The organism is Rhodococcus sp. ACPA1 (assembly GCF_002300195.1).
Taxonomy (GTDB): Bacteria; Actinomycetota; Actinomycetes; order Mycobacteriales; family Mycobacteriaceae; genus Rhodococcus_F; species Rhodococcus_F opacus.
In genome coordinates, this window is record NZ_NSDX01000015.1 from 32,051 (window position 1) to 46,977 (window position 14,927).

Sequence of the window (14,927 nt, forward strand, 5' to 3'; positions counted from 1 at the left end):
GGTCAGCCCTCCGGTTTCTGCGTGACCACGAAGTCGTAGGCGGCGAGCGGTCCGAGCAGGCGCATGTCGACCCGGCCGTCCCACTGCTCGGCCAGTTCTCCCACTGCTTTCTCGAGTTCTTCCTGCCGTGCGACCTCGACGAGGACGGCTACTTGCGCGGCCTCCTCCTCGTGAGTCGGTTCCCGGACGTTGACCGAATCGGACAGCGAGTCGAGTGCCTCGACCACCTTGCGGGTGTCTTCGTCCCGCTTGGCCTCGATGGCATTACTGACGATTTCGCCGAGGGCCATCCGGGCGTCGCGGGTGGTCTCCTCGGGCTGATCCCGGATCGTGCCGAGCAGCTTGCTCGCCTGTTCGTTCTCTTCGATTATTTCTCGGAGGATCGCCTGCTCGACGTATCGCCCCTTCACGACGTATTGTGCTCGGCCTTCGAGTTCCTCCAGCGCGGCGGCGAACTCCTCGGCGTGTGCCGCGAGTAACTCCTCCGCGACAGCGTCCTCATCGGTCATGACTGCCCCGAAACGAAGCGGGAGCACCGGTGCCACACGAGACGTGCCATCCAGCACGTGCGCGTGGGTTCGGAGGTCCTCGGGCTTGCCGAGCGGCCTGTCCACCGAAATTTCGCTCACGAGCGCTGCGATGTCGCCGTGCTTGACGATGCTGACCGGTCCGTCACACACTCCGACCGCGTCTTTTTCGGCTTCCACATCGGCGGGCACGATGCCGTACACGTAGACACCGCTGGTGCGCGGCTCGTCGGGTGCGTCGGTGCTCTGGTTTGACGTAGACATCACTTGTCCCCTCGAGTGGACTTGCGCGAAACACGTTCGCGCTCAGGTTCTTCCTGCCCGCCGCCGAGGATGTCGCCGAGTTTCTCACCCGCGGACTCGATCGCGCCCTTGGTTTTCGACTTGGCGCCGCCCTCGGTGACGTCCCCAACCAGATCCGTCAGGCCCTTCGGCTCGCCACTGCCGATTTCGAGCCGGTTCACGGCCTCCGCGAACCGCAGGTAGGTGTCGACACTGGCGACGACGACGCGTGCATCGATCGTCAGCAGTTCGATGCCGACCAGCGAGACACGCACGTAGGCGTCGATGACGAGACCCTTGTCGAGGATTGTGTCGATGACGTCGGCGAGGCTACTCGAGCTGGGACCGCCGCTGACGCCGCCACCACCTCCCCCCGCCGGTTGTATTGCCGTCATCGTCGTGCTCCTTGTCGCGAGCTCGCCGTCTTCGCGGCAGTCTTGCGCGGGCGCCCTCGCCGTTTCGGGCCCTGGTCCTCAGCGGCAGCCGCGGTCTTGCGCGGGCGACCTCGGCGCCGCGGCGGCGGTGCTTCTGCTTCCTCCTCCTCGTCTGATTCCGTGCCCGCGTCCTCGTCGGTTTCCTCGGTGTCGTCTTCGTCGGTTTCCTCAGCCTCGTCGCCTTCGGCCTCGTCGCCTTCGGCCTCGTCGCCCTCAGCCTCGTCGCCCTCGGGCTCGTCGGTTTCCTCGAGCTCTTCCGACTCTTCCGGCTGCGCCTCGTCCTCTTCGGGCTCGACTACCTCGCCGTCCCGGATCTCTCCGCGCCAGCCCTCGACTTCGTCGGGATGGAGAACGGACTGCGTCATGACATGGCGTGCAAAGTGTTTCAATTCCAGCCGTGCTCGTCGTCCCTGTGCACGCCACAGGTTTCCTGTCTTCTCGAATAGTCCTTTCGGGTGATACTCGAGGATCAGAACGATGCGGGTGAGGTCGGGAGTCACCTCGTGGAACGTCACCGCCCCGTCGATGAAACCCTTGGCACCCTTCGAGCGCCACACGATCCGCTCGTCGGGAACCTGCTCGATGATCGACGCTTCCCAGGTTCGGTGCGACAAGAAGATCTGAGCCTTCCACTCGACCTTTTCGTCCGATTCCTGTTCCACCCGCTCGACCTTCTTCATGAAGGAGGGAAAGTCGGCGAATTGGGTCCATTGGTTGTAGACCAGCTGGACCGGCACTCCGACATCGATCGTTTCGACGATATTGGTCAACTTGAGCTTCTTGCCCTTACCGCCACCGCCACCGCCACCACCAGTGACCGCGTCCTTCACATCCGACGCCGTGTCCTTCACCTTGTCCGTCAACCCGGAGAACAGTGACTTGCCATCGCCCTTCTCGTCCCCGTTGCCGTCACCCTGCTGCTCTTTGCCGGTGACCGCGGACAGCAGGCTTCCGCCGCCACCCTCGGCGTAATCGGTGAGCCTCCCGGATGCACCCTGCACCTTGTCGGAGACAGTCGAGAGTGCCTTGTCGGCCACCGTGCCGACCAGCCTCTGCATTGCTTCCTGGAGCACGCTGGACGATCCGTTGCCGTCACCCGGTGCGGTTTCTCGCAGTTTCTTCGCGGCGTTCGTCATCGTGCTCACCGTCCGCCGCGCCGGACGGGCGCAGAATTAGTCGTGGCCTTCGCCCGTGTCTTGCGGCCCCTGGTTGGGGCCTCTTCGTCATCCTCGTCGGATTTCGCGCTCCGCGACCTGCTGGTCGGCCGGGAGCTGCCGTTGCTGGAAGTCCGTCGACGCGCGGCGGGCCGCTTGCGTGGGGCGGGTTCCTCGTCGGCGGTATCTTCCTCGGCGGCGTCTTCCTCGTCGGGCTCCTCGTACTCGTCTTCCTCGTCGGCGTACTGTTCGTCCGGCTCTTCCTCGACTTCGGACTCGTCGTACTCCTCGTCCTCGGACCGGCCGCGTCGCTTGCGACCGAGTTTTCCGAGCCTGCTGAGCTTGCCTACGGAATTGCCGACACCACTCGCAGCGTCGTCCACGGTGTCGCCCACGTCGCCGACGACTTCTCCGCCGCTGGACAGGAGGCGGTTGTTGAGCGAATTGATGCGTTGGCTTGCGGCGGTGACCGCTGCGGCCTTCGCCGCGCTGACCAGCTCTTCGCGCACCGAGTCGCTGATCTTGGCGAACTCGGGGGAGCTCGCGAGCATCTTCGTACCGCGTTCCAGTAAATCGCGTGGCCCGCCGGGGAAGCGTCCGGTCGCGCCCGCGGCCGCGAGCATCAGTGCCATCTTCATCCGGTGTGTACGGCCCAGCATGTATCCTGCGCCGACGGCCAATGCCACCTGACCTTTGGTTTTCATCGTCGAACCCCTTTACCGAGTAGTCGCCGGCGCACCGCTCGCCCACTTCGGCAATGTGTGGCAGAACCGTCCTCGGAAATGTCTCGCAAAACCGTGCGCGGTATGGGGCGCCGCTTGTCGACTACCCCAGCCGCGGGACACTCAACCACCACCAAAAAATTCGGTTCGGGCAGCTTTCCGCGGCCACGCATCCACGCGGACTGTCTCGAGATTGCGGATTGGCACCGAAAATCGGAAGTGCCTCAGCGGCAACCCTGTTCACGGTGAAGATTGTGGGCGTTCACTTGGCGGCGGCGCGCACCGCCGCCACCAGCGCCGCGACGACGAGCACGAGCAGGAGGACCACGAGCAGTACCGGCGCGAGCAGGGACCCGAGGACCAGGACGAGAACCAGGGCGACCTTGGCCTTGCCGCTCAACCCGGACACGAGCGCTTTGATCGCGGCCCACACAGGATTCTTGCCGGTCAGGGCGGCCCGAATGCCTGCAATTACGGCGTTGATCCCCGCGTCGCTCTGCGCGATCGTGTCGACGAGCGTGTCCATCCATTCCCGGAACTGCTGCCGAATATTCTGCATCACCGTCTCGGTGTGTTCTCGCATCGCGTCCATGAGCCGGTGAACGTGGTTTTTCAGCCATGCGATGACCGCCTCGACCGACCGCGACAAGAGTCCGCGTTCGGTCTCGTGCGAGATCGGGTCGGGCCTGCGCTGACGGGTCGGCGTGGTGGACCGAGGGCGCGCCGTTTCGTGGGACCCGGTGTCTCGGGGATGCTTCCGGGCCGTCGGCTTCGTGGGGTGGGCCGTTCGCGACGGTGGGGGCGCCGGCTTACTTCTCCGGGGGACGCTGCGGCGTGACGTGGAGGGTGATTTCTCGGCTGCCGGTCGCCTGGGGGGCAACGGTCGTCTTCGTGGCAGCCGCCCCGAGGCTGCGCCCGAGGGCGGCGTCGACTTCTTCGCAGTCTGGTGCGATCGAATTGTCGCCGACGTGGCGGTGGCCATCGGGCTGTCGTTGTCCGTGGTCTTGCTGTGAGAGGAAGTGCCTCCACGGTCAGGCCTGGCCGGTGTGCTCCGGCCGCTTGTCCTCACTCGTGCGCCCATACACCGCAATTACCCTCGCGACCATTCTTGAAACGCGAGCGGATTTTCGTGGGCGCTACAGGTGCGGCGGATGTACTGATCTCCGAGGCCGCGTTCGTCTGGGCGGGTTGTTGCGGGTGACGATGAGCGGGTCGGAGGAGGTGAGCCGGTGATCGGGTGTCCGTGCGGTTCCCGCATTCTGTCTCCCGGGGGCCGATCGTGAAGGAGAAGTATGTTTTTTCCGCGGGAGATTGTTCCGGTGAAGTCGAAGGAGCGGGCGGGCACCGGGGTTACGATGCACACGGAGATCTGCCCAGCTGGTACCGCTCATCGGCGCGGTATCGGACCCTGCCGCAGAGGCGGTGATACTGACGATGAGGGATTCCCCGGCGGAGAACGTGCCGAGCCGGAGGGCCGGAGGGCGTCGTTACCGCACACTGAATACCACCCGCGCCGGTGTGCTCGCGGTGGGCGTTGCCCTTGCGATCGCGGGCTGCTCGACCACTTCCGAGCCGACGACCTCGCCGACGTCGAACGGTGCACTGCCCGCCGCGACGACCGCGGCCGCACCAGAGGGGTCGGCGCTGAAACCCATCGATCCGGCTGCATTCCAGTCCGCCGTGAACGCTGCGGCCGAGGAGCTGCTCGTGCCCGGCGCGGTGGTGCAGCTCCGCACCCCACAGGGGACCTTTGGCGCCGTGGTCGGTACGACCGAACTGGGCGCGCAGACGCCGCCTGACGAACAAACCCATTTCCGGATCGCGTCGAACACCAAGACCATGACTGCGGCGCTGACCGTGCTCCTCGCCCAGGACGGGAAGCTCGAGTTCGGCGACCCGGTGTCCACCTACGTTTCGGACGTGCCCAACGGCGAGAACATCACCGTCGCAGAGCTGTTGACGATGCGCAGTGGGCTCTACAACTATACGAACTCGCCCGAATTCGCGGCCACTCTGGATACCGACCCGGCGAAGGCGTGGACGCCGCAAGAGGTCTTGGATATCGCGTTCCGGCACCCGTCGGAATTCCCGCCGGGCACGTCCTACGAGTACAGCAATACGAACTACGCATTGCTGGGTCTGATCGCCGAGAAGGTCGGCGGGCGCCCGTTGGCCGAGCAATTCCGGGATCGATTGTTCGGACCCCTCGGGTTGCAGCAAACCTCGCTTCCCGCTGCCGCCGACGCCGCGACCATCCCGGATCGCTACTCGCACGGCTACATGTACGGCGAATCGTCCTACGCGATGGTCGACGAGGAGTATCCCGCCGACATGCAGGCCGCCGCACGAGCGGGAACACTTCAACCCCTCGACTACACCAACCAGAATTCCTCGTACGCCACCGCTGCCGGTGGCGCCATCTCCACGGCAGACGACCTGGCCACGTGGATCCGGGCACTGGTGTCGGGCAATGTCCTGAATGCCGAGTACCAGCAGCAATGGCTCCACAGCCTGCAACCCGAGGATCCGAGCACACCCGACGGGCAGCAATACGGGTACGGCATCAGCTATCAGCGTTTCGGGCCGAACGCCTCGATGTACTACCACGGCGGTGAGCTGCCGGGTTTCAACTCGTTCATCGGCTACGACCCGGACAACGACGTCACGCTGGTGATCTGGACGAACCTGACCCTGTCGCCCGAGGGCAAGACCACGGCGAACGCTTTGCTGCCCACCGTTCTCGACGAGGTCTACGCCGGGATGTCGCTGGCGCCCACACCAGCCCCGACCACCACCAGGTGACGTGGTGCGCGGTGCCACGGTCCGATGCGCGCGAGCGCTATGCCTTTCCCGGTCGCCGGCGCGACCGCCGGCGGTCGGGCAGAATCGTCCCTTGTGACCGACATGTCCGCACGAACACCCGACGCGGCGGCAGAAGCCGAGGATGCCGACTTGGCCAGGGCGCGCCACGGAGACGATGCCGCGTTCACCCGCCTGGTCGGACCGTTGCGCCGAGAACTGCACGCCCATTGCTACCGCATGCTCGGATCCAGTCACGACGCCGACGACGCTTTGCAGGATGCGTTGTTGCGGGCGTGGCGCGGTTTTGCTCGGTTCGAAGGTCGCAGCACGCTGCGCTCCTGGCTCTACACCGTCGCGACGCGCACGTGCCTGGACGCCGTCGAATCGCGCGGTAAGCGGGCCCTGCCCGTCGACCTGGGCCCGTCCAGTGATCGTGCCGTCATCGGTGACGTCCCCGTCACGGACGTGGCCTGGCTGGGGCCCTACGCCGCCGCGGGTCTGGCCGCCGGTTCGGCGGGGCCGGCCGCACACTACGAGCAACGCGAGGCTGTCGAATTGGCGTTCGTTGCGGCACTGCAACATCTGCCCGGTAATCAGCGGGCGGCCCTGCTTCTCTTCGAAGTCCTCGGTTTCTCCGCCGCCGAGATCGCCGACACCATGGACACGTCGAGGGCGTCGGTGAACAGCGCGCTGCAGCGGGCACGCGCGGTCGTCGCCGAGAAGATTCCGCCGGTGACGCAGGCGCACACTTTGCGGGAGATGGGCGACACGCGTCTGCGTGCCCTCGTCGCCGGGTACTCCACTGCTTTGGAACGCGGTGACACAGATGCCCTGGTTGCCCTGCTGACGGAAGATGTCACCTGGTCGATGCCGCCGATGGCGCACTGGTACCGCGGTCTCGACGCGGTCACCGATTTCGCGGTCCGGGTCCCGCTCACGGGGTGCGGTTCGTGGCGTCACCTCCCGGTCGGAGCGAACGGGCAGCCCGCCGTCGCCTTCTACCTGTGGGACGAAGACGCCGGCACCCACCTGCGCTGGTCGATCACCGTGCTGACCCTGCGCGGCACCAAGATCGCGGACCTGACCTCGTTCCTCGGGCCGGAACACTTCGAGCCGTTCGGGTTGCCCGAATCGCTGCCCTGACCCCTTTTTCGGCGACATGCTGTGCGCCACGGGCGGCACCACGACGGGCGCGCACATCTTTACATAGACCTCGAGCCGAACATTTCACCCGTGCCGGCGGGCAATCGCCGAGGTAGTCTTCCGATGCCGCGGTTTCGCCACCGATGATGCAGCCGCAGGTTACAGTCGGAACCGGTTTTTCCTTCTTCAGCAGGGTGGGATCGCGATGAACTTGATCAAGAAATCGGCAGCGTCGGTCCTCGTCGCAGCGACGGTGACACTCGGGGCGGGTACGGCCCACGCCGACCCGGTCATACCGAACACGGGAACGCCGGCCCTGGCGATCCCCGGCAGGCACGAGGTCGACAAGCAGAAGGCCCTCGAGAACATGCTCAACGAGCTCGGCGTCGGCTGGGCCAACGGGGGAGCGGCCGGGACGGCGATCGGCGCGCTGATCGGTCTCGGCGTCGGGTGTGTCTCGATGTTCCCCGGCAGTCTCGCCGGTTGCATCGTCGGCACGCCGATCGGGGCGATCACCGGCGCGATCGTCGGTATCGGACAGGGCAACCCCCGGGCGCAGCAGGCCATCCAGGAATACATCAACACCCCGTGAGTCGTTGTCCGTCAACTCTGTTCGCGGAGTTGACGGATCACGGGCGCAAACACCTCCAGATACGGTTCGTGGACGGTGATGTACGAGAAACCGTAACGCTCCCGGTGGCGTCGGAGCTGCTCGGCCATCTCCTCCACGGTCCCCACGAGGACATACGGGGTGTCGAGGACGTCGCCGACCGACATCGTCCCACCGAGCCGGTCCGCGATCTCGCTCGCCGCGGCCCGGCGGTCATCCGTCTCGACGACCATCTGGACCAGTAGATGCCACTCGATGTCTTCGGCTCGCGCGCCGGCATGTGTCCGTACGAACCGAATTCGCTCGGCGGTCTCGTCCGCGGTGGCGAGGCGGAAGGTGCCCGGGGGTCGGCCCGGAATCTGAAATGCCCCCGCGACGCCGACAATGCCTGCGTGGGCCGCCGCGACCCGCAGCACCCGGTCGCCGGTGCCGCCGATGATCAGGGGCGGACCCGAGCCGCCGAATCCGCTCCGCTGCAACGGTCGTGGCAGAGCGCGGCCCTCGGGTAGCTCGTCGAGATCCGCGGTGAAGAAGGTGCGCAGGCCGTCGACCATCTCCGACAACTGTTCCACCCGTCCGCCGAGGGCTTTCCATTCGATACCAGCTGCGTCGAACTCCCACTTCATGTGTCCGGCACCGAGTCCGATGTCGAGTCTTCCGTCGGTGAGGACGTCCGTCGTCGCGATCTCGCGGGCGAGGAGGGCCGCATTCCAGAACGGCGCGTTGAGCACCAGGGTTCCGACTCGCAAGCGGGTGGCATCGGCGACGGCCACCAGCAGCGGAAACGGGGCCGGGGCGCCGAGATGGTCCGCGGCGAACACGGTGTCGTAGCCGGCGCTCTCGCCGAGTCGGCATCGGTCGAGAAGGGCGTCGCGGGACTCGAAGCCGAAGATGTTGAACGAGAATCGGAAATCACGCATGGACTTCACGATGCACCCCGAGTGGCTCGGCCGGTGACCGAATGCGATGAGGAAATCCAGGACCACAGGATAAATGTGATGCTCGACACACGTGGGTCTGTTTTCCCATGTGGCTGTGTCCCATCGACGTGGTGGGGAAACGATTAGGGCAGGCATGCCTTATCTTCTGCGATGTGACAACTAAGAGCATTTCACGCCTTCACGGCCCCAGTGTCGACTATGCCATCGCGGCTTTTCGTGCGGTTATCGGCTTCCTGTTCTTCTGCCACGGCGCGTCGACGCTGTTCGCGTGGCCGACCGCACCTCATGGGGGGCATACCGCAGCGGTAGGTGCCTGGCCGAGTTGGTGGGGCGCAGTCATCCAACTCGTCTGTGGCGCCGCGTTGTTCCTCGGCCTGGGGACGCGAATCGCCGCCTTCATTGCCTCGGGTTCGATGGCGTACGCCTACTTCTGGAGTCATCAGCCGGACGGCGTCCTCCCCATCCAGAACAACGGTGAGCTCTCGGCCATCTTCTGCTGGGCCCTGTTCCTGATGATCTTCCTGGGCGCCGGCGCTCTCTCGCTCGATCGCCTCATTGCTCGCGGTGGGCGTACGGCGCAGTCCGACGACGGCGACGATGGCACCGCCGGCGAACAAGGACCTACCACCGAATTGCGTGAGGTGAACGCCTGAACAGCTTCCCGTGAGCCGGGACGATGACCGTCATCCCCCGGAGGTGAGACAGGCATCGACCGCTTGCTGGAGGCGGTCGAGGGCGGCACCGAACGCACTGAAGTCGCCCCGCGGTGGGGCGTCGCGGAGTTGTTCGAGTGCCGCCTTCAGTTCGACAGCCGCGGTCGCATCCGCCGTCGGAGGATCCGGGGGGGTGACGTCGGGTGGGGGGCGCTTGCGGTGTCGCGGCCGGATCTGGCGCACCGGATTGCGCTGGACAGGCGAACAGTGCCCAGCGTCACGACGACTGCTGGGCACTGCTCTCGTGCTCGGTATCGACCGAGGTGAGAGTGGGTGGGCTACCGAGTTCGGTACGTCGACGAGAAGGGTGGCCGCGCCAGCCGGAGCAATTCCAGGGCCAGCAGCGAGCCGCGGGGACCCAACTCGTCCTGATACCGGCGGATCACGTCCGTCTCCCCGCCGAGCGCGACCATCGGTGCACCGGACTCGACCCGGGTTCGGGCCGCGAGCTGCGCGAGAGCGAGACGGCGATTGACCGCGTCCAGGATCTCCGCGTCGAGGCGGGCGATCTCGGCGTGAACGCGACTCAGATCTGTCGCGGCAGGTGATGCGCCCGCAGCGTTTTCGGCGACCGCACCGCAATCAGTGTCCGTCATCGTTGCTCCTCGACTGGGTGACCGTGTATGACCATCCTCGGACGGGAGTGGCCGTGAAGACAGACACCCTGGGGTGCAGATCGTCGACCCCCGGCCGACTCGACACCCGAGTGGGTACCGCGGTGCACTTCGGGTCTATCGCAGTGCGATGAACCGCTGCAGTTTCCCGCTCGCCTGATGACGCTGCAGATGGTCGACGACCTCGATCCGGACCTGCGGGTCGGCGACACCTTGCCGGCGCAACGCCGCGGTGACAGCCGGCGTCAGCGCGGCGACGTCCGGGTCGCCGACCGCGAAGATCTCCGCTCCGTCGACCGTCTGTCTGACCTGATACTCCGAAATACGCGGGTCTGCGCCGAGGACGTAACGGAAAGTGCTCGCGGGCACGAGCGTCGTTCCGTACCGGAAGTCGTCGTCGCGCCGCCCACCGATGTCGGCGACGCGCGCGAACGCGCTTCCGCACGCGCACCTACCGGGTAGCAATGTGACCTGGTCTCCGAGGTCGTACCGGATGAAGGGAAACGTGCGGTTGGCGAGACCTGTGGCGAGCGTTCGCGCCGCGGGCGCATCGGCTGCGACCGGAGTGCCACTGTCATCGACACGCTCGAGTACAACCTCGTCCTCGCACACGTGCAGGCCCTCGCCGTATCCGCAACCCACGGCCTGCACGCCGATCTCGGTCGACCCCCAGAGGTTGTGGATCGGCACCGACCAGGCGTCGCGGATGGCCTGCCGATCCTCGTCCAGCAGGGGCTCGGAGTTCGTGCTCACCCGCACGGGACTGATCATCAGATCACCCGCCACGGCCGCTCGGGCAAGTCGTCCGATCACCGTCGCATAGCCCACCAGGTGCGTGGGCCGGGCAGCTGCCACCGCGGCGACGACCTCGTCGAACGGTGCGCCCGCCGGGATCACGACGGTCTCCATCCCCAGTGCGGTCGGCACGTCGAACAGTGGGGTGCTCGCATGCGGGGGGACACCGGCCGCCAGCACGGCCAGCCGTGCGGGAGACCGCACCGACGGCGTCCGCCGTTCCTCGCGCGCCTGTACCCGCCAGGCAAGGCACGCCGCCGAAACGTAGAACTGCCAATCCCAGACGTAGACGCCGCGGACACCACTCGACCCACCCGAACTGAAGATCTGCTCGTCGCCCGACGTGTACGAAAACCATTGCTGCTCGGACAGAATCCGTTCGGCGCGTTCGCGGTCGAGGTCGCGAACCGTGACGATCGCATCCCACTCGTCCTGGGCGTCCCGCTTCGTCATCATCGGCAGCGACGCCAGGTCGGCGACCGAGGCCGAGGACGGATCGAGACCACGAAGTCTCCGGGCATGAAAGGGCGACCGCTCGCGTGCGTGCGCGAGGAGGGCCCGCAGCCGCTCGGTGCGGTAGCGCTCGATCTGATCTCTCGACCAATCCAGGCGTCCCATGTGATCCTCGAGGGCGGCCTGAACCGCATTCACCTGGCCGGCGCGCACACGGTCGTACGCCGTGTGCTCCGCGTATTCCGAAGCACCTCCGGGAACCGATCGGGACATGACGCCCTCCGCATCACAATGGTCCGGCGCAGCACGTTCGTACGTGCCCTTCCGAGTTTTGCACAGCGCCGCACCGGCCGTCAGGCACGTGCGCGAACCCAGCTCGGTGCCCACACGTCTCCGAGCGGCTCAACCCCGCCGGCCCGGGGGTACGTCTCGCTGTATCAAGCGGAGTTCGGTGGCTGGGATGACACCGGGGAAGTAGTAGTGGCCCTCTGGAGATTGGATCAGGTCGTCAGCGTTGATCCCTCGGACCTCCCACACGTCCACCGACCCTCCCGTGTTGTTCATCTGAATGAACCAGTCGCGTTCCCACTCGTTGGCGGCGAGAAAGCAACCCTCCTGCTCCGGCCGCCGGCTGCCGGCAATACCGGGGGCAGCACTCATTCGGCTCCAGTCCAAGCCGTGGCGCGAAATTGATGCGCGTTTCAGCACGGAGGTGACGTGGTAGCGGAGAGGCATCTTCCCAACGTAACGGGGCCGGGCCTTCAGAGGTCGGCGGCCGGTGCGCGTTCGTCGGTGCGAACCTTTCGCAGGAGCCGTTTCAGTGTTCGGGAGTCCCTCCACCCGAACGATGTGTGGTCTGTGGCGCGGCGGTGGAGCATGTCGAAGATTCGTGCGGGGACGACCACCCGGTGTCTCGCCGCACTTGCCACGACCTCGACGACCGCGCGCTGGGGCCGGTCGTCCTCGAGCGCGAAGCCCGTGTCGTGCAGCGCCGCGGGAGGCAGTGCCGGCCGCAATGCCGAGATCACCTCGTGGGCAAAGGCGTTGAAGTCTTCCCTGCCGAAGGCGTTCGTGAGGGTGACCGTGGCGACGGAACCGAGCAGTTCACTCTCGCGGGCCAACCGGGGGAGTTGCCGTTCCCAGTCGGGCGTAGAGGTGATGCCCGCCCCGGCGATCACGCCGACCGCGCCGAGGGCTCGAACGTGGTCGATCCACCCGTGCGGAGGTACGACGACGCCCTCGAAGAGCACGTCCGTGTCGTCCTCGATCAACAGGGTGCGCCCGTCGACCGATCGCAACGACAGCACTGCCGACGTCACGCCGTCGACGCCGTCGAAGACGGGGCTGGGATCCCGCCATCCACGCCCCGCCAACCTTCGCAGCAAGCGTTGTTGCATGCCGGGTTCGACGCTGTAGTCGAGCGCCACCATCGGTGTGACCCGGTGGCCCGCTGCGTGGTAGATGGCGATCGCGTCGACTCCCGGTTCCCCCATGGACCGTTACGATGCCATAGAAAAAGTCCGACTGGAAGGTTTTGTTCTCCGTTTTCGCGACCGAGTCGGCGCCCACACGCTGCCTGCGAGACAGTCAATTCGAGTTTCGAAGTTCGAACTTGAGGACCTTCCCGGTCGGGGTGCGGGGGAGTTCGTGGGGAAAGACGATCTCATCGGGGACCTTGAACTTCGCGAGGCGCCCACGGGTGTGCTCGACGAGTTCCTCAGCCGTGACCGTGGCCCCCTTCCTCACAATGACGAATGCCTTGGGCCGCTCACCCCACTTGGGATGTGGGACACCGATGACCGCGACGTCGAGTACGGCGGGGTGCGTTCTCAATGCCTGCTCCACCTCGATGGTCGAGATGTTCTCGCCGCCGGAGATGACGATGTCCTTCGCGCGGTCCTTGAGCTGGATGTACCCGTCCGGGTGCAGGACGCCGAGATCGCCCGTGTGGAACCAGCCGCCCGCGAAGGCTTCCTCAGTGGCCTCCGGGTTGCGGTAGTAGCCGAGCATGACGTTGTTGCCGCGCAGCACGATCTCGCCCATGGTCTCGCCGTCGGCCGGGACGTCGTTCATCTGAGCGTCGACGACGCGGGCGTTCTCCGCCTGCACCATGCCCACGCCCTGCCGGGACAGCAGGGAGGCGCGTTCCTCGGGGGTGCGCTCGCTCCACGACTCCTGGTACTCGCAGATCGTGTACGGCCCGTACACCTCGGTCAGCCCGTACACGTGGACGACGGTGACGCCGATCGCCTCCAACTGGGCGATCACAGTTGGTGACGGCGGCGCCGCGGCCGTGGTGATCCGCAGTGCGTCGACCGGATGTGCCTGGGGCGCTTCGGCAATTGTGGAGCACACGGCGGGAGCGCCGCACAGGTGAGTGACACCGAGGGTGTCGATGGCGTCCCAGATCGCATCGGCGCGCACCGCGCGCAGGCAGATGTGCGTGCCGGCGGCCTGCGTGACCGCCCACGGGGTGCACCATCCGTTGCAGTGGAACATCGGCAGCGTCCAGAGGTATTTGGTGGACCCGGTGAAGCCGTTGTGGAACGTCTCGCCCAGGGAATTGAGGTAGGCACCGCGGTGCGTGTACATCACGCCCTTCGGTTTCCCGGTGGTCCCGGACGTGTAATTGATCGCGATCACCTGCTGTTCGTCATCGACACCCCAGTGCAGCAGGGTGCCGTCGACGTCGTCCGCGGCCGCGAGGAAGTCGGCGTACAGCCCGGTCGTGATCCCCTCCGGGACCACCGGCCGCGCGATCGTGGAGTCGGGGATCTCGATCACCTCGCGCAGACTCGGGACGGCGGCGCGGGCGGTCGCGACGGATCCGACCAGTTCGGAGTCGACGAACAGCAGGCTCGTCCCGGAATGCTCGAGGATGTACTCCAATTCGCGGCCCGCCAGTCGCGAGTTCAGCGCGATGAAGACGCCACCTGCGAGGGGCACCGCGAAGTGGGCGAACAGCATCTCGGGGGTGTTCGGGCACAGGAACGCAACGCGGTCGCCGGGCTCGATCCGGCTTCGCAGGACCCGGGCGAGTCTCTCGACCTCGTCGCCGAACTCGCGATAGCTGTAGCGTCGGTCGCCGTGAATGACGGCGACCCGGTCCGGGAACACGGTCGCCGAGCGCTCGAGGAAGCGCAGCGGACTGAGCGGTGTGTGGTTCGCGGGCGAGAGGGTCGGTCCGGACACTGGAAACCTCCGAGATGTGGTGAAGGTGCTCTGACGGGCGATACACGCCCACGATGACGTTATGGAACAACACGCCCGCACCGCTACCCTCCGAGGTGGGATGCCGAAGCGGTGCTGCGCCCGATCGGGGTTCAGGACTACTCGAACTCGCGGCCGATCACGCACGGGGTGAGAACGACACCCTGGCGCACGAGCGGCTGTCGCTGAGCGTCGAGACCGTCAGGTCGTACATGCGCAATCTGATGGGCACGTTGGAGGTGCGCAGCAGGCAGGAAGCTGTCGTGGAAGCCCGGCGACAGGGTTTGCTTCCCTGACCTGTCACCGTCTCGGGTACTGATTCCGAGATGCCCTGCGTTCGAAGGCTGTTCATCTCGTTCGGATCGGCCGTCCGGGCAGAGTGCTGCCACGACGACGGGCTCGGAGGGTGCGCCGCGCCGGCGCCGTGTCGAAATCGAGACCACGCCGCCGAGCGGGAATGGGTGAGCCACTGTGGCATTCACGAGCCCCTCTGGCGCGTCACGGATTTGTCACGACATGACGTCGAA

The 14,927-nt window shown here is 66.2% G+C and carries 16 protein-coding genes and 1 pseudogene; 5 read left to right on the forward strand and 12 right to left on the reverse strand.

The window, feature by feature from the left end; translation table 11 throughout:
• Positions 1-2: 2 nt before the first annotated feature.
• From CJ177_RS44900 to CJ177_RS44920, 5 genes are all read right to left on the reverse strand, one after another.
• On the reverse strand, positions 3-791 hold the full coding sequence (locus CJ177_RS44900; RefSeq protein WP_005246462.1) for a GvpL/GvpF family gas vesicle protein: 789 nt from the start codon (positions 789-791) through the stop codon (positions 3-5).
• On the reverse strand, positions 791-1,204 hold the full coding sequence (gene gvpJ, locus CJ177_RS44905) for a gas vesicle protein GvpJ (protein ID WP_060968971.1): 414 nt from the start codon (positions 1,202-1,204) through the stop codon (positions 791-793). The genes CJ177_RS44900 and gvpJ overlap by 1 nt, the downstream gene beginning before the upstream one ends.
• The gene (locus CJ177_RS44910) at positions 1,201-2,379 is read right to left on the reverse strand and encodes an SRPBCC family protein (protein WP_095871033.1); all 1,179 of its coding nucleotides are present in this window, start codon (positions 2,377-2,379) and stop codon (positions 1,201-1,203) included. Before CJ177_RS44910 ends, gvpJ begins: the two co-directional genes overlap by 4 nt.
• Positions 2,380-2,384: 5 nt before the next feature.
• Positions 2,385-3,101 (reverse strand): hypothetical protein, encoded by a 717-nt coding sequence (locus CJ177_RS44915; RefSeq protein ID WP_005246455.1) that lies wholly within the window; start codon positions 3,099-3,101, stop codon positions 2,385-2,387.
• A gap of 280 nt (positions 3,102-3,381) precedes the next feature.
• Positions 3,382-3,711 carry a hypothetical protein gene (locus CJ177_RS44920; RefSeq protein ID WP_226955486.1) on the reverse strand — a complete coding sequence of 110 codons (330 nt, stop codon included), beginning with the start codon at positions 3,709-3,711 and terminating at the stop codon, positions 3,382-3,384.
• A gap of 1,010 nt (positions 3,712-4,721) precedes the next feature.
• Here CJ177_RS44920 and CJ177_RS44935 point away from each other — a divergent pair.
• The 3 genes from CJ177_RS44935 (at position 4,722) to CJ177_RS44945 (ending at position 7,656) form a co-directional block, all read left to right on the forward strand.
• Entirely contained in the window at positions 4,722-5,921 is a 1,200-nt protein-coding gene (locus CJ177_RS44935; protein WP_061040934.1) for a serine hydrolase, read from the forward strand.
• Positions 5,922-6,014: 93 nt separating this feature from the next.
• Entirely contained in the window at positions 6,015-7,064 is a 1,050-nt protein-coding gene (locus CJ177_RS44940; RefSeq protein WP_063886918.1) for a sigma-70 family RNA polymerase sigma factor, read from the forward strand.
• Positions 7,065-7,269: 205 nt separating this feature from the next.
• Positions 7,270-7,656, forward strand: coding sequence for a hypothetical protein (locus CJ177_RS44945; RefSeq protein ID WP_061700137.1), 387 nt, complete (start codon positions 7,270-7,272; stop codon positions 7,654-7,656).
• 11 nt (positions 7,657-7,667) lie between these two features.
• On the opposite strand, the gene CJ177_RS44950 is transcribed toward CJ177_RS44945, so the two are convergent.
• Positions 7,668-8,594 carry an LLM class F420-dependent oxidoreductase gene (locus CJ177_RS44950; protein WP_025432612.1) on the reverse strand — a complete coding sequence of 309 codons (927 nt, stop codon included), beginning with the start codon at positions 8,592-8,594 and terminating at the stop codon, positions 7,668-7,670.
• A gap of 173 nt (positions 8,595-8,767) precedes the next feature.
• Between CJ177_RS44950 and CJ177_RS44955 the strand changes: the two genes are divergently transcribed.
• On the forward strand, positions 8,768-9,268 hold the full coding sequence (locus CJ177_RS44955; protein WP_063819493.1) for a DoxX family protein: 501 nt from the start codon (positions 8,768-8,770) through the stop codon (positions 9,266-9,268).
• A 30-nt stretch (positions 9,269-9,298) separates the two neighbouring features.
• Here the strand turns inward: CJ177_RS44955 and CJ177_RS44960 are convergent, their stop codons facing one another.
• From CJ177_RS44960 to CJ177_RS44985, 6 genes are all read right to left on the reverse strand, one after another.
• Complete coding sequence (locus CJ177_RS44960) at positions 9,299-9,565, reverse strand: hypothetical protein (protein ID WP_218835210.1); 267 nt, start codon at positions 9,563-9,565, stop codon at positions 9,299-9,301.
• Between the two features lie 41 nt (positions 9,566-9,606).
• Complete coding sequence (locus CJ177_RS44965; RefSeq protein WP_061040926.1) at positions 9,607-9,924, reverse strand: chorismate mutase; 318 nt, start codon at positions 9,922-9,924, stop codon at positions 9,607-9,609.
• A gap of 135 nt (positions 9,925-10,059) precedes the next feature.
• Positions 10,060-11,463: a phenylacetate--CoA ligase family protein gene (locus CJ177_RS44970; protein WP_061040932.1), complete on the reverse strand. Its 1,404-nt coding sequence runs from the start codon at positions 11,461-11,463 to the stop codon at positions 10,060-10,062.
• A gap of 129 nt (positions 11,464-11,592) precedes the next feature.
• Positions 11,593-11,850 (reverse strand): hypothetical protein, encoded by a 258-nt coding sequence (locus tag CJ177_RS44975; protein ID WP_082764373.1) that lies wholly within the window; start codon positions 11,848-11,850, stop codon positions 11,593-11,595.
• Positions 11,851-11,951: 101 nt separating this feature from the next.
• The gene (locus tag CJ177_RS44980) at positions 11,952-12,683 is read right to left on the reverse strand and encodes a hypothetical protein (protein ID WP_061700134.1); all 732 of its coding nucleotides are present in this window, start codon (positions 12,681-12,683) and stop codon (positions 11,952-11,954) included.
• 94 nt (positions 12,684-12,777) lie between these two features.
• Complete coding sequence (locus CJ177_RS44985) at positions 12,778-14,382, reverse strand: AMP-binding protein (protein ID WP_005246426.1); 1,605 nt, start codon at positions 14,380-14,382, stop codon at positions 12,778-12,780.
• A gap of 191 nt (positions 14,383-14,573) precedes the next feature.
• Between CJ177_RS44985 and CJ177_RS44990 the strand changes: the two are divergent.
• Positions 14,574-14,696 (forward strand): annotated as a pseudogene (locus tag CJ177_RS44990) (LuxR C-terminal-related transcriptional regulator); the annotation flags it as partial.
• Positions 14,697-14,927: the final 231 nt, after the last annotated feature.